Annotated in this window: 18 protein-coding genes and 1 pseudogene; 9 read left to right on the forward strand and 10 right to left on the reverse strand. The window is 64.5% G+C overall.

Annotated features, from left to right (window positions below):
• Positions 1-204 precede the first annotated feature (204 nt).
• Positions 205-963, reverse strand: a complete 759-nt coding sequence (locus QCE73_RS11475; protein WP_309881272.1) for a sugar phosphate isomerase/epimerase family protein — start codon at positions 961-963, stop codon at positions 205-207.
• A 149-nt stretch (positions 964-1,112) separates the two neighbouring features.
• Here QCE73_RS11475 and QCE73_RS11480 point away from each other — a divergent pair.
• Positions 1,113-1,445, forward strand: a pseudogene (locus tag QCE73_RS11480) (shikimate dehydrogenase family protein); the annotation flags it as partial.
• A gap of 60 nt (positions 1,446-1,505) precedes the next feature.
• Here the strand turns inward: QCE73_RS11480 and QCE73_RS11485 are convergent.
• The 5 genes from QCE73_RS11485 to QCE73_RS11505 form a co-directional block, all read right to left on the reverse strand.
• Positions 1,506-2,813, reverse strand: coding sequence for a chloride channel protein (locus tag QCE73_RS11485; protein ID WP_309881274.1), 1,308 nt, complete (start codon positions 2,811-2,813; stop codon positions 1,506-1,508).
• Between the two features lie 86 nt (positions 2,814-2,899).
• Entirely contained in the window at positions 2,900-3,319 is a 420-nt protein-coding gene (locus tag QCE73_RS11490) for a MarR family winged helix-turn-helix transcriptional regulator (protein ID WP_309881275.1), read from the reverse strand.
• 142 nt (positions 3,320-3,461) lie between these two features.
• Positions 3,462-3,710, reverse strand: coding sequence for a pentapeptide MXKDX repeat protein (locus tag QCE73_RS11495; protein WP_309881277.1), 249 nt, complete (start codon positions 3,708-3,710; stop codon positions 3,462-3,464).
• 66 nt (positions 3,711-3,776) lie between these two features.
• Positions 3,777-4,553, reverse strand: coding sequence for a molybdopterin-dependent oxidoreductase (locus tag QCE73_RS11500; RefSeq protein WP_238212683.1), 777 nt, complete (start codon positions 4,551-4,553; stop codon positions 3,777-3,779).
• 19 nt (positions 4,554-4,572) lie between these two features.
• Positions 4,573-5,199 carry a cytochrome b/b6 domain-containing protein gene (locus QCE73_RS11505; protein ID WP_035500842.1) on the reverse strand — a complete coding sequence of 209 codons (627 nt, stop codon included), beginning with the start codon at positions 5,197-5,199 and terminating at the stop codon, positions 4,573-4,575.
• Between the two features lie 295 nt (positions 5,200-5,494).
• Between QCE73_RS11505 and QCE73_RS11510 the strand changes: the two genes are divergently transcribed.
• Positions 5,495-6,043 carry a sigma-70 family RNA polymerase sigma factor gene (locus QCE73_RS11510; protein ID WP_035500840.1) on the forward strand — a complete coding sequence of 183 codons (549 nt, stop codon included), beginning with the start codon at positions 5,495-5,497 and terminating at the stop codon, positions 6,041-6,043.
• Positions 6,040-6,681 carry a DUF1109 domain-containing protein gene (locus tag QCE73_RS11515; protein WP_238288382.1) on the forward strand — a complete coding sequence of 214 codons (642 nt, stop codon included), beginning with the start codon at positions 6,040-6,042 and terminating at the stop codon, positions 6,679-6,681. The genes QCE73_RS11510 and QCE73_RS11515 overlap by 4 nt, the downstream gene beginning before the upstream one ends.
• 4 nt (positions 6,682-6,685) lie before the next feature.
• Here QCE73_RS11515 and QCE73_RS11520 read toward each other — a convergent pair whose 3' ends face one another.
• Positions 6,686-7,087: a hypothetical protein gene (locus tag QCE73_RS11520; protein WP_309881281.1), complete on the reverse strand. Its 402-nt coding sequence runs from the start codon at positions 7,085-7,087 to the stop codon at positions 6,686-6,688.
• Between the two features lie 23 nt (positions 7,088-7,110).
• The gene (locus QCE73_RS11525; RefSeq protein WP_309881283.1) at positions 7,111-10,392 is read right to left on the reverse strand and encodes an adenylate/guanylate cyclase domain-containing protein; all 3,282 of its coding nucleotides are present in this window, start codon (positions 10,390-10,392) and stop codon (positions 7,111-7,113) included.
• A 233-nt stretch (positions 10,393-10,625) separates the two neighbouring features.
• On the opposite strand from QCE73_RS11525, the gene QCE73_RS11530 reads away from it, so the two are divergent.
• Together QCE73_RS11530 and QCE73_RS11535 are read left to right on the forward strand one after the other, a co-directional pair.
• Positions 10,626-10,967: a DUF4148 domain-containing protein gene (locus tag QCE73_RS11530; RefSeq protein ID WP_309881284.1), complete on the forward strand. Its 342-nt coding sequence runs from the start codon at positions 10,626-10,628 to the stop codon at positions 10,965-10,967.
• A gap of 204 nt (positions 10,968-11,171) precedes the next feature.
• The gene (locus tag QCE73_RS11535; RefSeq protein WP_238212690.1) at positions 11,172-11,933 is read left to right on the forward strand and encodes a DUF2242 domain-containing protein; all 762 of its coding nucleotides are present in this window, start codon (positions 11,172-11,174) and stop codon (positions 11,931-11,933) included.
• A 13-nt stretch (positions 11,934-11,946) separates the two neighbouring features.
• On the opposite strand, the gene QCE73_RS11540 is transcribed toward QCE73_RS11535, so the two are convergent.
• Both QCE73_RS11540 and QCE73_RS11545 read right to left on the reverse strand, forming a co-directional pair.
• A complete protein-coding gene (locus tag QCE73_RS11540) occupies positions 11,947-14,049 on the reverse strand; it encodes a D-(-)-3-hydroxybutyrate oligomer hydrolase (RefSeq protein ID WP_309881991.1) in 2,103 nt (700 codons plus the stop codon).
• Between the two features lie 286 nt (positions 14,050-14,335).
• The gene (locus tag QCE73_RS11545; RefSeq protein ID WP_309881285.1) at positions 14,336-14,707 is read right to left on the reverse strand and encodes a BON domain-containing protein; all 372 of its coding nucleotides are present in this window, start codon (positions 14,705-14,707) and stop codon (positions 14,336-14,338) included.
• A gap of 628 nt (positions 14,708-15,335) precedes the next feature.
• Between QCE73_RS11545 and QCE73_RS11550 the strand changes: the two genes are divergently transcribed.
• From QCE73_RS11550 to QCE73_RS11565, 4 genes are all read left to right on the forward strand, one after another.
• Positions 15,336-16,811, forward strand: a complete 1,476-nt coding sequence (locus tag QCE73_RS11550) for a TAXI family TRAP transporter solute-binding subunit (protein ID WP_309881286.1) — start codon at positions 15,336-15,338, stop codon at positions 16,809-16,811.
• 128 nt (positions 16,812-16,939) lie between these two features.
• Positions 16,940-17,599, forward strand: a complete 660-nt coding sequence (locus tag QCE73_RS11555; RefSeq protein ID WP_035500826.1) for a 2-hydroxychromene-2-carboxylate isomerase — start codon at positions 16,940-16,942, stop codon at positions 17,597-17,599.
• Positions 17,600-17,737: 138 nt separating this feature from the next.
• Positions 17,738-18,721: a LysR family transcriptional regulator gene (locus tag QCE73_RS11560; RefSeq protein WP_035500824.1), complete on the forward strand. Its 984-nt coding sequence runs from the start codon at positions 17,738-17,740 to the stop codon at positions 18,719-18,721.
• A gap of 60 nt (positions 18,722-18,781) precedes the next feature.
• Positions 18,782-19,702, forward strand: coding sequence for an AraC family transcriptional regulator (locus tag QCE73_RS11565; protein WP_035500821.1), 921 nt, complete (start codon positions 18,782-18,784; stop codon positions 19,700-19,702).
• The last annotated feature ends 157 nt before the right edge of the window (positions 19,703-19,859 follow it).

Genomic DNA, 19,859 nt, shown 5'->3' on the forward strand with positions numbered 1-19,859 from the left:
GCTAATTATATGGACCGAGTTTGACAATTTCAAGGAGGGGTTCGAGCGGGGAATCCCGTAGTGGCCGGATTTATCGAACTTTGCGTTTCGTGTTCGGGATGTGGCGCGGGGACTCCGTCGGACATTGCGCGCCAGAATAAGTTTTCGACGGAGCGCGAATCATCGGCATGGCTAGGGTAAACCTTGGGTACCGTCGTCACTTTGCTATGCGGCGGTCCACGCCTGACGCATGAAGTTCACGCTCCCGCGCATCGACGCAAGCGGTTCGCCCTTGAAACCGCACTCCGCGCTGAGCAGGCCCTGATAACCGCATGCTTTGAGATGACCGAAAAAGCACGGGTAATCGTAGGAACCCGTGCCCGGATTCAGACGGCCAGTGTCGGCAAGATGAATATGCGCGAGCCACGCGCAGTGCTCGCGTAGTTCGTCGAGCGGCTCGTTCTCTTCGTCCATGTGATAGAAGTCCGCAAGTCCGCGCACTTCGGGCCGGTTCAACTTTCTCGCGAGCCGCGCGCCATCGCCGACGCTGTTCACCAGATTCGACTCCCTGCGATTCAACGGCTCGATCACGAGCGTGGTGCCGGTGCCTCGCAATGCATCCGCGCACCATTCGAGCGCGCTCAGGAATTCGTCTTCCGCCTGCGCCTGACTCCAGCCGCTGCCGAGCACGACGACGCGCGCTCGCGCAATCGTCAGCAATTCGACGACGCGATCGAAATACGCACGATTGCGACGCTCGTCTTTCTCCGGACCGACGATGCGCGCATCGTGCGGGAACAAATAACTGAACGCGCTCGCGGGCAACGGCAGGTCAGCCACCCTCGCCTTCGCATCGGCGAAGGATGCATCGTCTTCGAGTTTCATCGGCACGAGCTGCGCCTCGATGTAGTCGAGCCCGGCCTCTTTCATCAAGCTCGCGTTTTGCAGCGGCCCGCACCAGCCGAATCGGGGTGTTGTCGTCATGTCGTTTTCTCGAAAGGGGATGGGCTCAAACGCAGCGCTTCCGGTTGTCGTCGTCGGCCGCGTGTGCCGCGCAGTTGCCAAATGTGCGCGTGTGCATCGATTTCCTCAAGCAGGAACTCGCACACGGCGAATTTGCCTTGTGGACGACGGCTGCGCGCGGTCCGATCGTCGCATGCGGCTACGGCGATCTCGAAGCAATGGGACGCTTCGATCTCGTGGTCAACGCGACATCGGCCAGTCTCACGGGCGACCTGCCGCCCGTTCCGCCGAGCGTGTTCAGCCATGAAGGCGCGGCTTATGAACTGGCCTACGGAAAACGGCTGACGCCCTTTCTGCGGCTCGCGCGCAATGCCGGCGTGCGCAACGTCGCCGACGGCGTCGGCATGCTGGTCGAACAGGCGGCCGAAGCGTTCGACTGGTGGCGCGGCATCCGTCCGAAAACGCGAACCGTCATCGACCGGCTCACGGTGCCGCTGGACTAACGCGTACTACGGAGCGACGAACGTCCCGATGCTTCACGGTATCAACGGGCAAGCGCGACCTCACTTGCTCATGTATTTGTGCGCCAATGCCTCGTACAGCGGCGGCGCGAAGAGCCGCGACACCTGACTCGAAATCAACGCCGTGGCCATCAGCGACAGTACGAGCGCATGACCATCGATCATCTCGATGACGATCACGAATGCCGTGATCGGACTCTGTGTGACCGCGGCGAGATAGCCGACCATGCCGAGCGCGATGAGCATCGGCAACTGCATGCCGCCGAGAACCTGATGAAGCGCGTTGCCGATGCCCGCGCCGATCGCGAGCGACGGCGCGAAGAGCCCACCGGGCGCGCCGGGAAGATACGAACCGACCATCGACGCCATTTTCAGCAGCGGATAGCTCGCGCCGAGCGTGGAATTGCCTTCGAGCATGCCGCGCGCTTCCGCATAGCCGCTGCCGAACGTGTGACCGCCCGCGACCACACCGATCACGGCGATGAATAGCCCGCACGCCGCGCCGAACGCCACCGGATGCGACTGACGCCAGCCGACGAGCCACGCGGGCATCCAGCGCTGCGTGTTCAGCAATAGCCAGCAGAATATCCCGCCAGCGACGCCCGTCACCGCGCCGAGCAGGATGACCGCGAGCGCGAGCGATTCGGGAAAATGCCCGTCGAGACTGATCGTGCCGAAATAGGTGTAGTTGCCTTGCAGCGCCAGCGACACGATACCGGCGAAGATGATCGCCGTGATCAGCACGCCGCTCGTGCGCTGCTCGAAGCTGCGCGTGAGCTCTTCGATCGCGAAGACCACGCCGGCCAGCGGCGCATTGAACGCGGCCGACAATCCGGCGGCCGCGCCCGCAAGCGCCAGATTGCGCTCCATCGCGCCGCCGCGAATGCTGAGCAGGCGCGACGGATAGAAACGACGCAGGCTGTACATGAGCGCCGCGCCGACGTGGATCGTCGGTCCTTCGCGCCCGATCGTGAAGCCACCGAGAATCGACACAAACGAAATGACGATCTTGCCAATGAGAATGCGGATGGTGAGCAGCCGCGGCCCGAGTTCCCGCCCGTCATGCAGCGTCGCGATGACCTGCGGAATGCCGCTGCCTTCCGATCCGGGGAAAAATCGGCGCGTGACCCAGACGCAGAACGCGGCGATGGCAGGCGTGATAACCAAAGGCAGCCACCAATAGATGGCCGTGAAGCGCAGGAACGTGTCGTACCCGAAGTCGATCAGCCGCGCGTACATGACCGCGACGAGCCCGGTCGCGACCGCGCCGAGCCAGAACACGCCGTAGTGCAGCCATAGCCGCCTGCCGCGCAATATCGTGCGTCGGTCGATGAATCCGGGAATGCGCATCACAAATAGTCGAACTTGAATTTAAGGCACATTGTGACATAAATTCGCATCGGCCCTGCGTGCGGCCCGGCGCGTGCGCTATCGGCTCATTCCTGTCTTTCGTTGAACACCCAGCCGAACGATCCGTAGTGCGTCTTGTGCTCGGCCGCGAGCTTGAGCAGACATCGCTCGCCTTTTGCCGTCAGATGCACTTGCACCTGCCGGCGATCTGTCTTGTCGGTTTTGCGCGTGACGAGCCCCGCCGCCTCGCACCGCGACACCAAGGCAGCGGTTCCGTTGGGGGCGGCCTGCAATCGTTCCGCGAGTTCGCCGACGGTCGCCCACTGCCGCTCGGGAAATCCACGAACGTGCAGAAGCAACTGATATTGAAGCGACGTGATTCCGGCGACATTGGAGATTTCTTCCGACACACGCAGGAACTTGCGCAGTTCGTAGCGGAAGAGGGACATCGCTTCCAGATCCTGCTTGTCCGGAAGCGTGGCTTTCTGTTTCGTGCTCGATGACATAGGCGACCCCGATTCGACATCATATCGGCGGATCATACCTAGTTTTGATTCGCGGCCATCAGCGTCCGCTAGATTGATTCGTCATGCAAACTTTTTTATGCGGGAACCGAGCGTGCCACGCCCGGTCCCGCTCTCCTTCGTCTTACTGCGACATCGCGCCCGATGCGGGATGGTCCATGCCCATCGCATCGTTCTTCTTCATCTTGTCGCCCTTGCCCATCGAGTCCTTCGACATGGCGCCCTTCTTCATCGAATCGTGAGACATGCTGTCTTTCTTCATCGTGTCGTGGGACATCGCGTCGTTCGACATTGCGCTGCTTGCCTGTGCGAACACGGACGATGCACCCATTGCCAGCGCCGCTGCGAATACTGCCGTCATCAATTGCTTCATGGTTTCTCTCCTTGGTGAGTCAAAAATGGCATCCGGACAATCCGGAACCGTTGATCGATTCGGCGCTCAGGACCCGCCGAACCAGTTGTACCCCTGGTCGACCCAATAGCCGCCCGGATAGGTGTTGGTCACGAATATCTCGACGATGTGCTTCGGGTTTTTGTAGCCGAGCTTGGTCGGCATGCGCAGCTTCATCGGATAGCCATACTTCGCCGGCAGACGCTGGCCGTCGTACTCGAACGTGAGGAGCGTCTGCCGATGCAGCGCCGTCGGCATATCGATGCTTTCGTAGTAGTCGTCGGCGCAGCGAAAGCCGACGTACTTCGCCGTCGTGTCCGCGCCCACGCGCCGCAGGAACTCGGAGAACGGCGTGCCGCCCCAGCGCCCGATCGCGCTCCAGCCTTCGACGCAGATGTGCCGCGTGATCTGCTCCTCGTGCGGCAGCGCATACAGTTCCGGCAACGTCCACACGCGCTGTCCCGTCACGAGCCCGCTCACCTTCAGGCGATAGTCGCTGCCGTTCACCGCGGGCACTTCATCGATCCCATAGAAGGCATTGAACGGAAACGGCCGCGTGAGCTGCGCTTCGGTGTAGGTCGGCGCGAGCTGCTTCGGATCGAAGAGAAGCGCCTGCGCGCGATCGTTCAGGCGCGATACGGCGGTGAGAAACTTGTTGACGGAATCGTCGTCCGTGATCGAGCAGCCGGTCAGGAGCGAAAGGCCGCCCAAGGTCAGCATGCGTTTGCCGAAGAGCCGTCGCGACGGCATGTCCAGTTCGCGGCGCGCATCCGCCAGCACCGAGGCACGATCGACCGTGATGATTCGCTTGTCGTTGGATTTCATGGCATGTTCCTGAAATACATCAGCGTCCGCGCAGCATCGTCAGAAGCGAGCGCGGCACGAGCGCGACCATCGCCACATGCACGACGACGAACGCCGCCATCACCGCCATCGCGCAGAAGTGCACGACGCGCGCGCTGTCATAACCGCCCATCAGTTCGCGCAAGAGCGGGAATTGCACGGACTTCCAGATCGCGAGCCCCGAGAGCACGAGCACGATCAGATCGGCGATGACCACGAGATACGCGAGCTTCTGCACCGCGTTGTACTGGCGCAGATCGGCGTGCGCGAGCTTGCCCCTCAGCGCCGCGACGAGATCGCGCAGCACCGCACGCGGCGACAAGGGAAAGAACTTCGAGAAGAACCGGCCGCTCGCGACATTGAGCGCGACATAGACGATGCCGTTGAACACGAGCAGCCACATCGCCGCGAAATGCCACTGCAATGCGCCGCCGAGCCAGCCGCCGAGCGTGATCGAAGGCGGAATGACGATGTCCTTGAACACGGGCGACGCGTCGTAAATGCGCCATCCGGACAGCATCATGATCAGCGCCGCGACTGCATTGAGCCAGTGCGTGACGCGCAGCCACAGCGGATGGATCGGTGTTGTTTCGGACGCTGGCGCCAGTGGCGCTTTCATCGTTTCCATGTCGGTCCCCTGATTCTCGAACTACCAGTTAATTCGTCGCCGATACGTCGCCGGTTACAGCGTTCGATCGATTAATTCGATGCGCGAAAAATTACAGACCGTGTGTAACCCGTGGAGGGCACAGAACGAACTAGCGATAGGCAGGAGGGAACCGACGAACATGAATCAGGACGGCGTCATTGCAGCGCATCACGGCTTCGGATACTGTGTGACGACCGAACCAAAACACAGCACGGCGCTCGCTCCGGCAGCGGTGCGCAAAACTTCGTCCCGTAATCCCGCCCATACAGGAACCATGTCGCACGATGCGGAAAGCCGGCTGAAAGCGTTGTTCATCAGCGGACTCGATGGCGATCAGAACGCATATCGCGGCTTTCTGCAGGCGCTCACGCGGCATTTGCGGGGCTATCTGCGAAAGCGCATTCCGCATCGGCTCGACGATGTCGAGGATCTCGTCCAGGAAATTCTGCTGGCCGTGCATAACGCGCGACACACCTATCGGCCGGACGAGCCGTTGACGGCCTGGCTGCACGCCATCGCGCGCTACAAGCTGATGGACTTCTTCCGCTCCCACGCGCGCCGCGAGTCGCTGAACGTCCCGCTCGACGATCACGAGGAACTGCTCGCCGCCGCCGACGATGAACCCGCCGAGGCGCGGCACGACATCGGCAAGCTGCTCGAACATCTCCCGGACAAGCAGCGTTTGCCGATCGTTCACGTGAAGCTCGAAGGGTTGTCGGTGACGGAAACCGCGCGCCTCACCGGGCTTTCCGAATCGGCGGTCAAGGTGGGCGTGCATCGCGGACTCAAGGCGCTCGCGGCTAAAATCCGGGGACTAAGATGAAGACCGACGAACTCATCTCCCTCCTTTCGAATCAGGTCACACAGGTCGACCGTGCGGCCATCGCGCGCCGGTTCGTTCAGGCGTTGCTGATCGGCGCAGCGGGCTCGCTGGTGTTGATGAGCATCGTGTTCGGCATTCGTCACGATCTCGGCAGCGTCGCGCGCACGGGCATCTTCTGGGCGAAGCTCGCATTTCCGCTGGCCGTTGCAATCGGCGCGATGTTCACCATCGCCCGGATCGGCCGGCCTGGTGCACGGGCGGGGTATTCGTGGGCGCTCGTCGCGTTGCCGTTCGCCGCGGTGTGGATCGCGGGCTGGATGGCCGTCGATAGCGCCGGCGCGAATGCGCGTGCAGCGCTGGTGCTCGGCCAGACGTGGCGCACCTGCCCGTTCAATATCCTGCTTCTTTCGATACCGACCTTCCCCGCCGCGTTCTGGGCCATGCGCTCGCTCGCCCCGACGCGCTTGCGGCTCGCCGGTGCCGTCGCCGGATTGCTGGCAAGTTCGACGGCGACGATCGTCTACTGTCTGCATTGCCCCGAAATGAGTCCTGCGTTCTGGGGCGTGTGGTACGCGATCGGCATGCTGATGCCGGCGCTCATCGGCGCGTGGCTGGGTCCGCGGCTGCTGCGCTGGTAAGGCGCTACCCAAAGACGCGCGCCCATGCCACCCGAATGCGGCGCGCCCGATCTTCGAGAAGATACGAAGCAAGCAGCGCCAGAAGTCCCGAGACGACGCCCGTCAGTACGTGCTCGACGTACGGCAGACGGTAATGGCTCGCGTGCGCGTAGGTATCGCCGATCGCGGTCAGCAAGCCGACGATCGCCGCATTGCCATAACGATTTTCGTAGAGCTTCGCGGCGGGCGTGAAGGTCAGAAGCACCGCCAGAAGGCCGGTGAGCAGTCCGGTCTTGAAGGCTATCGACCAGTGCGCCATGCTCGCGATATTGCTCCAGCTTCCCGGCATGCAGGTCATGCACGCGCTGGTCGGTTGCCAGAAACGTTGCACGAACAGTTTGACCCGACGCTTCAACTCGATTGACATGATCGACGTCCCACACTCGTTGATCAATGAAGATTTGACTCGCCCGAGAGCGCGCCATCGATTGCTTCCAGCGCGTAAATGAAACCGGACTTCCGGCCCTCGTGCCCGATCCGCTGAAGCTCGTTCATCAGCGCAGCGTTCCGATCGCCCTTTCCATACGAGACGAGCGCATGCGCGCGCGCCACGTAGAACCGGGAAAAGAGCGATGGTTCACGGCACGCATATTCCTCGAAAGCCGCGGCGTGATGCGCGGCCGCATCCCAGCGGCCCCGGTCGATGCATGCTTCTATCGCGTCACGTCGAAAGAGAAAATGATTGTGGCTGACCGCACCGGCTGCGAGCAGCGCCTCGCCTTCCGCCAGCGCGTCTTCGAAGACATCGATGTCGTCTGTCGCACGCGCGAGGATGCCGAGATAGTGTGCGCCCAGATAAGCCATGCCGGTTTCACGGCTGATCGACAGCGCTTCTGCGATATCGTCCAGCGCTTCGCGCCTTCGCCCGGCGATCCGATGCAACTCCGCGCGCAGCGCGAGCGCTTCGCCTTCGAACCTTCTCGACTTCAACTCGCGCGCGCACTGCAACGCAGGATCGACATGCTCCCCGGCGCGATCCCATTCGGCGAGATCGTGTAGACAGTGCCAGGCGGCGTGATGAGCGACGGCGAGCGCCCGCAGATGCCTCGCCTTCTCCGCCGCCGCGACACTCGCGAGCGCAGCATCGAGCCCGGCCGCCGTCTTGCCTGCGAACCATGCCGTGATGGCGCGCATCGGAAGATTGGCCACCTCGATTCGCCCGAAGCCGTGGCGTTTGCAAAGCTCGATGCATCGGCTGAACGCGTCGTGGGCACTGATCATCCGGCCGCGCATGTACTCCGCGTCGCCGAGGCCGCCCAGCGCCGCCGCCTCCTGCTCGGGGTCGTCCGCTTCGCGCGCGAGTGCGAGGCTTTGTCCGTGTTCGCGCACGCAGCCGTCGATATCGCCGCGCGGAAAACATAGATTACCGCGCAGGAAGTGGATGCGCGCGGCGTCGCGCTGAAGGCCGTGGGCCGCGGCGGCATCGGCGGCGAGGTGAAGATCGGCCCATGCGCCGTCGAGATCGTCCGTGACGCGCTTGACGGTGGCGCGCCCGATCCAGGCGGCGCAGCGTTGCGCATCCGACGCCGCGACGTCGAGCGCGGCTTCGAATGCCGCGAGCGCCGATCGCATGTCGCCGGCGTCATGCAGGATATCGCCGCGAAGACATTCGAGTTCGACGCGGTCGCTGCTTTCGTTCGCGAGCTGAAGCCCGCGTTCGACGAGCCGCAGCGCGGATTCATGGCGATACGCGCTCGCCTGCGAGCGCGCCGCGTCGCAATAGGCGCGCGCCGCCTCGCTGTCCGCCGCGCGATCGAGATGTTCGGCCCGCAGAAGCGGATCGCGTCCGGCGAACCACTGCGCGGCGCGACGATGCAGTTCGCGTCGCCGGCTCTTCAGCAAGCCGTCATAGACGGCATCGCGAATGAGTGCGTGATGGAAGATGAATCCGGCGCCCTGACGTCGCAACAAGAGACTCATCACGAGCGGCTCCAGTGCGGCGCCGGCGCCATCGACGAGATATTCGACCGCGTCCTTCTCGAAGAGTTGACCGAGTATCGAGGCCGCCTGCAGAACGGTCTTGTCGACGGCATCGAGCCGATCCAGCCGCGCCTGCACGAGACTTCGCACCGTGCCCGGCACGCCGGTCTCGTCGCTTTCCTCCGCATTGCCGAGAAGTTGCTCCAAAAACAGCGGATTGCCCGCCGCCCGCGCGATGCAGCGCGCCGCCAGATCCGCCGCCGCACCGGGAAACGATGCGGCCATCACGTGCGCCTCGTTGGCGCTGAGCGGACCCAGATCGACGAGCGAATACGCTGCGCCGTCCGCCGCGCGCCATGATTCATCGAACCTCGGGTCCGACGGCCGCGCGGTCAGCACCAGCATTGCCGGACACGCCGCCACCGTCGCCGACAGTCCGGCGAGATCGCGGAACGTCGACCCATCCGACCAGTGGATGTCCTCGACCGAAAGCAGTCGAGGCTGCCGCCGGCTCGCGCGCTCGACGAGCCGGGTCACGACGTTTCGCCGTCCGCTTACGCGCATCGCGTTGTCCATCGCCTCGTAGATCGTGCGGTCATCGAGCGACATTGGCACATCGACCAGATCCTTGAGAAAAAGCGCGTCGCCGCGGTCGATCAGGCCGTCGCCGATCGCACGCTCGACGCCGGCATTTGCATCGGTCGAATCGTCGAGCGCGAGAAGCCCGCGCACGATGGACTGAATCGCGCCCCGTCCGGTGGCCGCGCCGAAATCGAGCACGAGGCCGCCGTGGCAAAGGAAGCCTGAATCGTGCGCCTCGCGTTTGAATTCATCGAGAAGGCGCGTCTTGCCGATTCCTGCCTCGCCGCGCAGCAGAACGGTGCGTCCGGTTCCGGCGTCGCGGCACGCGTTCAGCATCTCGCGGAACCCGCGCAGTTCGTCGATGCGCCCGATGAAAGGCCGATCCGGCGCGTCGTGCCGAAGACCCGCGATACACCACACCGAAACCGGCTCCGCGAAACCCTTGACGGCCAGCGCGCCGCGTTCGACGCACTCGACGCGCCCGGCCAGAGAGCGTCGCACCGCCGCCGAAATCAGTATCTCCGACTGCCCGGCCGCGTCGGTGAGACGCGAGGCGAGATTGACCGTATCGCCGGTCACGGTGTACTTGCGATGCGCGGCGCTTCCCGTGCCGCTCGCGACGACCTCGCCGCCCGCAATGCCGATATGCACCGAGAGCGAACGCCCGAGCACGCGAGATAGCGCGGGCATCGCGTCGCCGATCGCGAGGGCCGCCCGCACGGCGCGTTCGACATCGTTGCCATGCGAAACCGGCGCGCCGAATACCGCCATCATCGAGTCGCCGACATGCTTGTCGATGTAACCGCCGTGCTGCTCGACGATGCGATCGACCTTTTCGAAGTATCGGTCGAGCACGGCGACGATTTCTTCCGGATCGGCTTCCCGGCTCATTTTCGTGAAGCCGCACAGATCGGCGAACAGCACCGTGACCTGCCGCCGTTCTCCCATCGTCTCGTTCGGGCTCGTGCCAGCGCCTGCGGGTGCCGTTCGCGCACGCAACGCGTCGAGCGCGTCGAGCAACTTCCGGCGATGCCCGACCGATGCGACTCCGAGATCCTTCAGATCGTCGGCGGTGAGACTGCGCAGCACGTCGGCGTCGATGGCGTTCTCGACGAACGCCGCTTCGTACCGTTCCATTCCGAGGCTGCGCAGCCAGGCGGCGACGTCCACGATATCTCCGGGCGAACGAATCCGAGTCACTTCAAAGATAGCATGTCGGCCTGCCGTCAATCGGCGGACCGGTTTTGATTGAAGCGATTAATGTCAATCCGGGAATTCTGATTTGGGTGAATCAGGGTTTTTACCTACAAAACCGCGTCCTACACTGCCTCTCAACGACGAAGCAAGTGGAGAGAAACCTCACCACACCGCGACGTTCCCCAAGTCAGCATTCGGAGGTCATCATGTTCAAGTCCATCGTTCCCGCCATCGCCATCGTTGCCGTTCTCGCTGCTCCCGGGTTCGCCCAGGCGCGTGAAGACGGCCCGGTCACCCGCGCGCAGGTTCGCGCCGAACTGGTCCAGCTCGAACGCGCGGGCTACAACCCGGCGGCCGATCAGACCACTTACCCGGCCGATATCCAGCGCGCCGAAGCCCGCGTCGCCGCGCAACAAGGCGCTGCCGCGTCGTTCTACGGCGGTGCGAGCGAAGGCGCATCGGCGTCGGGTCACGCTAGCCGGTCGGGCTTTCTCGATCGCATCGTCCGTCCGGAGGCCGCGAATCCGGTCGACTTCAATCGTCCGTAAGCCGCTTCTCGCGCAGTAACGAACGCCCGGCCACGCGCCGGGCTTTGCGCTTTCCAGACCGATGAATCGACCCGTCCGGCTACTTTTCATCACGCTGTAAATCTCGGATTCGACGATGTTTTCAGACTGCGCTTTTTCATCGGCCAGTCCGGCGGCACTACAATTTGTGTCTGCCGTTGACACAAATTTTGGATCCGCTGCCTCATGCCCATGCCGTCGCTGCGCCTCGTTTTCGCTTCCCTCGGACTCATCTCCCTCGCTGCCTGCGGAGGCCGAGGCTCGGTCGCGCCGAGCTATCAGCAGGAGCTTTTCAACACCGGCGCGAGCCCTTTCGCGCGCAATTTCGACGCCACCGTGAACGAAACCTGCGAGGCCGCGCGCCGCGCGCTGCTGTCGCAAGGCTTTCTCACGACGATGGGCCAGCCCGACACCGTCGACGCGACCAAGAACTTCCAGCCGAGCGCCGAAACGCACGTCGTCGTCTCGTTCCATGTGGTGTGCACGCCGGGCGAGAACGCGACCAATCAGAGCATCGCGTATGTGAACGCCGTGCAGGACGGCTATGCGCTCAAGAAAAGCGATACGTCGGCGAGCGTCGGGTTGAGCGTGCTCGGCTCGCTGTCGCTGCCGATCCGCTCGAACAGCGACGCGATGGTCAAGATTTCGAGCGAGACCGTGCCCGCCGGCAAGTTCTACGACCGCTTCTTCAACCTGATGGGTCACTATCTGAACACGGTGCCGCGCAGCGCGCCCGTCGCAGCCGACGAAGTGAAGAGCAAGCCGCTCGTGCCGTCGCTCATCGTCAGCTCGCCCGAGCTCACGCCGACGCCGATCGTCGTGCAGACGCCCGCCGCCGCAACGGCGATCCAGGCATCGGATGCGGTTGCGGCTGGTACGGCGTCGGACGTTCCCGCGGCTGCAGCGGCCGCGACGCCCGCAGCGCCGCGAACCACCGCGACTCAATAAGCCACGCGCCGCGTCAGTTCGGCACGTTGACGATGCCGCCCGCCGTCGTGATGGCGTTCGCGCCCGGATCGGTGGCGATCGGCGGCAGATTCGACGTCGTGAGCGCGGGCGCCGATCCCGCCGTGCCGCCGCGCGCGACCGTGCGCACCACCTGGGAAGGCGGCAGCGGCGCGTTGTTCTTCAGGTGGTTCCACATCAGGTTGAGCGCCTGAATGTTGTAGTAGTGGACCGGAATGAAGCGCGTGTCGAAGCCGGCCACGCTCAGGAACGCGTCGAAGTGCTGACCGTTCGTGATCTCGTAGAGCGAGAGCTGGCTGTTGTTGCCCTCCGCCACGCGATTCGCGCCGAGATACGGCCGCGACGCGTGATTGATCGGCACGAGCGCATCGGCGCGGCCCTGCACGATGATCGCGGGCTTGCCGCGCAGGTTCGCGTTCACGCGGATCGCGTTCACGCTGCCCACCATCGTCGCATTGCCGTTGGTCCACAGCGAGCGCAGGCATGCGGCGCCCGCGTAGCTGGCATCGGGCGTCGCCAGCCGATGATCCGCCGCGCCCGTCGTCCCCGCGTTGTAGACCAGGTTGATGCCGTTCGTCGGCGGCACGCCGTTGCCATTGCCGAAGAGCGTCGGCATCGGCGAGACGAGCGGCGCGACGCCCGCCGCGCCCGTCACCGCGTTGGTCGTGCCGAAGCTGAAGTTGCACAGGTTGTCGAGCACGCTCGCCGTCATGTACGCGTCGGCATAGGTGACGGCGACGGCCGGCACGGCCTGCGAATCCCACATCGGCGCATGGAGCGTGTCGGAGTCGGTCTCGTAGCCCGCCTGATGCAACTGGTTGAGCGCGTCGGTGGCCTGCGCGACGGTATTGCCGCCCGTGATGAGCCCGCTCGCGGCGAGCGTCGCGCAACGCGCCGTGCGGATCGCGTTGGTGGTCGCCAGAGGCAGCGTCGTCAGATACGGCGCGCCGGCCGCGGCGGGCGCGAGCGCCGCGCAGGGCTGCAGCAGATTGGCGAGCGTCATGTAATCCGCGAGCGGCCGCCCGAACGAGCCGACCGGCAAGCCGCCCTGCCGCACCGAAACCTGCGACGGCAGATTCAGATTGATCTGCGGCTCGCCGACGACGACCGCGGTGATCCAGCCATCGCTATCCTGCTCCGCCGCCGCCAGCGACGCGCCGCCGCCGTTGCTCACCGATGCCGCGATCGTCGTGATGCTGCCCTTGTTGTAGCGCACCTGATGGCTCGAACCGCTGACCGCACCGAACATGTCGTTGAGCGCCCAGTACGCGAACTGGACCGCTTGCAAGGTGTTCTTGCCCCAGTCCTTTTCCGGATTTTGTTGCGAATGTGCGTGCTTGTACGCGTAGCGATTCGGGAACGCCGAATTGAACGAAGACAGCGCCGACGCGCTCACGTTTGCCTTGAAGATCGCCTTGGTCCCGGCGATGCTGGCGCCCGCGAGCGTGCCGTCGATCAGCGTGACGAGATCGGTGGCCAATTCGTGGCCGCCGTTGCCGCTGCCCTTGTCGGTGTAGGCCACCGCGCAGCCGCGCTTCAGGCCCCACTCGCCCGCCGCCGAGATCGCGCCATAGACGCCGCGCGACCCCGACGACGTCGCCGTGACGATGCACGGCTGATCGGGATTGAAGCTCTGCGGAATCTGCACGAGCAGGCTGACGTTCTGCATGCCGCTGCCGTCGTCCGCATAAGCGATGTACTCCTTGCCCGCGATCTTCCCTTCGCCGAGCGTGTCGTTGCCGTTCAGATCGACATTCGGTCCCCAGAAGCGGCCATAACCTCCGTTCGCCGACATATCGACGAGCGCGCGGTAATTCGAATAGATCGCGAGACGGCGCAGTTCGGCGGCCGTCGGCGCTGCCGGCTTGGCGATCGAGGGCGCAGTCGCCGACGCGAGGCCCGTCTTGCCGAGACCCGCCGTGAGCAGGTCGTCCGATACGCCGTCGTAAGTCTGCGTGTTGACCGCGCCGGAGATGAAGGTCGGCAAGGTGTTGGTCGGCTGGCCGCTGCTGCCGTTATTTTCGTCGTCGCCGTGACATGCGGCGAGCGTCACCGCGACGAGCACCGCCAGCGCGCCGAGCGCGGCCGTGCGCGGCATGTTCTGCAAAGTCTGCAACCTCTGGGTACGCGCGAATCTTTTCATTGTGGGTCTCCGCCATACGTTCCGATGAGTGGTGCAACCTGACAACTGCAACGCGTCCGACAGTGCAAGTATCGCGCGATATCGGACGGGAATCGCGGCCGAATTCGCTCGCCGCAGCGAACGAAAGCGCCAAACGACAACGGGCTCCGGCGGGAAAGCCGGAGCCCGTTTCAAGCACCCGCGTGACGAGCACAACCGGCGGCATCGCGTGACGCCGCTGGCTTACTGTTGACGCGTACTATTAACCTCCGCCGCCTTGCACGCCGAGGGTGATCTTGTTGGAAACCGACTTCACGCCCGGCACGCCCTTCGCCACTTCTTCGGCCTGGGCGATCTGGCCGCCTTCCGGCACCGTGCCGGTCAGCGTGACCGCGCCGCCGCGTGCGCGCACGAACACGTTCGACACATCGAAGCCCTGCGCCTTCGACAGCGCGCGGCGCACGTCGTAGCCGAGCTTGCGGTCGGTCTTCTTGGTCGCGGATTTCTGGGCTTTCGCCTGCGCCGCCGAATCGGTGCTCGTGGCCGCCGCGTCGCTCGATTGGGCATAGGCGCTCGAAGCCACGGCCACGCACACCACTACACCCAGCGCCTTTAACAGATCGACTGCTTTCATGATTTCTCCTTTTGTTTCGCTTGTTGACTTCGCACAGTTGCTACTTCGCTCGGTTTGCACTTCAAAACCGGGCCGCATTCCCAGCGGCTGGGCGACGACTTCGAGCGACTGCCCGTGGCCACGCGCGCCCGAGGCCTGAAAAGGCGCGCAGGCATGACGGCGGCAAGCCGGCGAATGCGGCTCACGGTGCTGCGAGAGACTGGCGAAAGAAACAAACTGCGGCCGGTTGGTCGGGCGGAAAAACCCGTCGGCTCGAATATGACCTGCCGCATGGCGGCTTCCCGGCGCGACTCACGAACCCACATTCCGGGTTGCGGCGCGCGAAGCCTTGTCGTGCGGTGGCGAACGTCAATTTAGCCCAGCGCGGCCATAAGCGCAAAGCTTTTAACGACGCGGCCCTGCGCGAAGCCGCGCCCGCGCAACAGCATCGCCGGCGCCGACACACGTCCGTCACACGCGGCGCGCGCCGGACGGCGCGTCCGGACGCCCATCGATCTCATGTACCATCGACGCCATGCCGGCCGGCCGGACGCGCCGCTCGCGCGTCATGCCGAAGCCGTTCGAGGAGATGTCCGCGCATCGCGATCGGGTAAGCTCGCGGGCACACAGTTTTGCAATTACCGACGAGATGACCCACCCTTCAGGAAACAATCCGGGCACCGATCCGGACGTCCCACCGCGCGGCAAGCCGCAGCAGCGGATCGTCGCGCGCTTTGTCGCGATTTCCTGGCGCGACCTCGCGCTCACTTTCGGCCCGATCCTGCTCGTCTGCGCGGTCGCGCTCTACGTCGCCGTGCGGCTGATCCAGCCCGCGCCGCCGAGTACGCTGACCATCGCCGCCGGGCCGAAAGGCAGTTCGTTCTGGTCCAGCGCGCAGAAATACAAGGCGATCCTCGCGCGCAATCGCGTGACGCTCAACGTGCTGGAGACGCAAGGCTCGCTCGACAACCTGACGCGTCTCGAAGATCCTAAATCGAATGTCGATGTCGGTTTCGTGCAGGGCGGCCTGACCAAGCCCGGCGCGACGCACGACCATCTGGAATCGCTCGGCAGCGTGTCCTACGTGCCGCTCGCGGTGTTCTATCGCGGCGCGACGGCCGTCACCCGTTTGTCGGAACTGAAGGGCAAGCGGCTCGCGATCGGCGCGGAAGGCAGCGGCACGCGCGTGCTCGCGCTGAATATGCTGAAGGCGAACGGCATCGAACCGGGCGGCGATACGGAACTGCTGCCGCTAGCCGGCGACGAAGCCGCGAAAGCGCTCGAAGACGGCCGGATCGACGCTGTCTTTCTGACCGGCGACTCCGCCCAGCCGCCGACGATGGCGAAGCTTCTGCGCACGACGGGCATCCGCTTCATGGATTTCGTTCAGGCCGATGCGTACGCGCGCCGCTTTCCGTATCTGACGGAAATCGAACTGCCGATGGGCGCGTTCGATTTCTCCCGCAATCTGCCGCCGCGCCCCGTCCACATGATCGCGCCGACGGCCGAGCTGGTCGCACGCGACAGCCTGCATCCGGCGCTCTCCGACCTGCTGATCGAAGCCGCGCGCGAGGTGCACGGGCGCGCCAATCTGCTGCAGCGCGCCAACGAATTCCCCGCGCCGCTCGTGCACGAATTCCGCATCAGCGACAACGCCGAGCGGTATTACAAATCGGGCAAGAGCTTCCTGTACCGCACGCTGCCGTTCTGGCTCGCGAGTCTCGCGGATCGCGTGCTCGTGCTGCTGGTGCCGCTGATCGTGGTGCTGATTCCGGGCTTGCGGCTCGTGCCGGGGCTGTACCGCTGGCGTGTGAAATCGCGTATCTATCGCTGGTATGGCGCGCTGATTGCGATAGAGCGCGAAGCGATCAGCGGCCCCGATACCGCCCAGCGCGATGCCCTGCTCGACCGCATCGACGCGATCGAATCGGCCGTGAATCGCATGAAGATGCCGCTCGCGTTCGCGGATCAGTTCTACGTGTTGCGCGAGCACATCGGCTTCGTGCGACAGCGCCTCGCGCACGCGCCCGTCGCGCAGGCCGGTCAAGCCCCGACGCGCAACGTGGCGCATCCGGATACGTCCGGTGTCGCTGCGCGGGCAGACACGGAACAAGGCAGCACGTAATATCTATTGAAGGGATGCAACGCCGCGCGCGTCGCATCCGCCATGCAGGACACGACAAAAAACGAACAGATGAGGCTCGGGCGAGCGCTGGCGCGAGCAGAGCCAAGGAATCTCAGGGAGAAGGGAACATGAGTGCCCCGCATTCGACCAGTCATGGTCAGCCGTACTTTTTCTTCGACTTCATTTCGCCGTTTTCGTACTTGCTGCTGGAACAGCATGAAAAATGGCCGGACATGCCGTTCGAGCTCGTGCCCGTCCAGTTGATGAAGCTGCTCGACCGCTGGGGCCAGCCGCACGCCGCGACGATTCCCTCCAAACGCGTATTTACTTACCGGCACGCGCTGTTCCGCGCGGAGCAACTGGGCATTCCGTTCAAGATGCCGCCCGCGCATCCGTTCGATCCGTCCAAGGCGCTGCGGCTTGCCGTGCTCGCGAACGGCGAGATCGCCCGCGTGCGCGAGATCTTCCGCTACATCTGGCGCGAGGGGCGCGATCCCGCGACGCCGGAGGGCTTTCGTGCGTTATGCGAGCGCGTGGGCATGCCGGAAGGCGAAACGCGCATCGAGGACGAGGACATCAAGGCGAAGCTGCGCGACAACAACGACCGCGCCGTGTCGATGGGCGTATTCGGCGTGCCGACCTTCCTCGTCAACGATCAGATCTTCTGGGGCGAAGACACGCTGCCGATGGTGCTCTACGTCGCGCGCTCGCCGAACTGGCTCGACGGCGCGGAAGTGAAGCGCATCAGCGCGCTGCCGATCGCGCCGCGAGACGCCGATTTCGGCTGAATACGATCAGGCTGGCGGGCGCGCCTATGCCGTGCATAGCGCGCTCGCTATGGCGTCAAAAATGGATAAGCGTTTAACTTCGGGTGAGGGATCGCGAGTTCGCGCCCGCGCGTCCTGAATACAACCGCTTCGCAGGCCATGAACGATCCCGCCGACTCACTCGACATCTGGCTCATCCGCGTATTGCGCACCCTGCTGCTGGAGCGCAGCGTGACCCAGACCGCGCAACGGCTGAACCAGACGCAGCCGGCGATCAGCACCGCGTTGCGGCGCCTGCGCGAAATCCTGAACGATCCGATTCTCGTGCGCGGCAAGCAGGGCATGGTGCCGACCGAGTACGGCGAGTCGCTGCTCGCGCCCGCGCAACGCGCATTGCGGGAAGTGGAATTCGTCGCGACGCCGCATGGCGATTTCGATCCGGAAAGCTCGCGCCGCACCTTCCGCGTCGCCGCGCCCGATTACCTGAACGATTTCTTCATGCCGACGCTCGTCGCGGCTTTTCGCGATGCGGCGCCCAACGCGCGTCTGGAGATCGAGTCGCTGACGCCGATGCGCGACCACGAGCGCATGCTCGACGAGGGCGAAATCGATCTGATGGTCGCCAACTGGACGAAGCCCGAGCCGCGCTTCGAGCGCCAGGATCTGTTCACCGATGTGTTCGTCTGCCTCATGCGGGCGAACCATCCGCTCGCACGCGAGCCGCTGACGGCGGAACGCTATGCGCTCGCCGCGCATCTCGCGCCGACGCCGTATAGCGGCGGCAGACGGCATCCGATCGACATCGGCCTCGCGCGCGCGGGCATCGAGCGTCGCATCGTCACGACGATTCCCTACTTCGGCCTCGTGCCGCAGGTGCTGTTGCAGTCGGATCTCATCTTCACCGCGCCGCGCCGCTTCGCGCAGCACTATGCGGCGATGCTGCCGCTCGCGGTGCTCGACTCGCCGGTGCCGTTTCCGCGCATCAAGTGCTATCAGCTTTCGGTGCCGCAGCCCGATCAGCCGACGGATGTCGCTTGGCTGCGCACGCTGATGTCGACCGTGTCCGATTCGCTCACCGGCAAGAAGACCGTCGCCGCGGCTTCGGGGGACGAGACCCGCGAACTGGGCGAAGTCGCGAAGTAACGCACGCCTGGCGGGACTTCGGTACTATCCGGAACGACACCTTCCGCCCGACCCGCTCTCATGGACGCACTCGACAAACTGATTCAGCTCGCGAGCCTCTCCGGCACGCTCGATCTGCGCTGCCTGTTGAGCGGACCGCTGGAACTCGATCACGCGCCCGCGCCTGCCGGCGAAGCGGTGTATCACGTCGTGCTCGATGGCGCGTGCATGGTGCTTCGGAAAGGCCATGCGCCGCTGGAACTACGGGCGGGCGACATTTTCCTTCTGCCGCGCGGCGACGCGCACGTGCTGAGCATTCAGGCGCGTGAAAAAGGCGCGGCGAAGACGGAGATGGAAGTGCGCCACAACGGCGCGGTCACGGTGGAGAGCAATTGCGGCGGGCGGCAGCCGGGCGTGGACTTGCTGTGCGGGCGCTTCCTCTACGCCCCGCGCGCGCTGCTGATCGATGTGCTGCCGAATGTCGTGCATGTGTCGTTTGCCGATGCATCGGCGACCTACCTCGCGCCGCTTGTCCAGACGATGCGCCGCGAGGCGGAGGAAGCGCAACTGGGCGCGCCGTCGATCGTCACGGCGCTGTCGACTGCGCTCTTCACGATGGTGCTGCGCGCGTGGCTCGATGGTCAGCCCTCGCTCGCGGGCGTGCTCGGCTTGCTGGCGAATCGACGGCTGGGCGCATCGATCATCGCGATGCTGGAGCGGCCCGCCGAGCCGTGGACGCTGGAAATGCTGGCGAAGGAAGCGGCGATGTCGCGCGCGACCTTCATGCGCGCGTTCTCCGCGCATTCGGATAGTTCACCGCTGGCGTTGCTGAGCCACGTGCGCATGCAGCTCGCGAGCACGATGCTCACGCATACGAAGAAGAGCATCGCGGATGTTGCGGCGGATGTGGGGTATCAATCCGAGGCGGCGTTTTCTAAGCGGTTCAAGGAGCTTTATGGGGTCGCGCCGGGGCGCTTCAGGGCGGTCAACGGGTTGGGATAGTGGGTGTTCGCTGTTCGCTGTTCGCTGGCGCGGTTCGAGCTTTTCCCTGGATCCCGTATTCGTGTCGGTTTATTAGCACTGCCCCTGTGCGGGGCGGCAGTCACTTTCTTTGCTGCTGCAAAGAAAGTAACCAAAGAAACAGCTATCCCCAGCCTAA

The organism is Caballeronia sp. LZ029, from assembly GCF_031451275.1.
Lineage (GTDB): Bacteria > Pseudomonadota > Gammaproteobacteria > Burkholderiales > Burkholderiaceae > Caballeronia > Caballeronia jiangsuensis.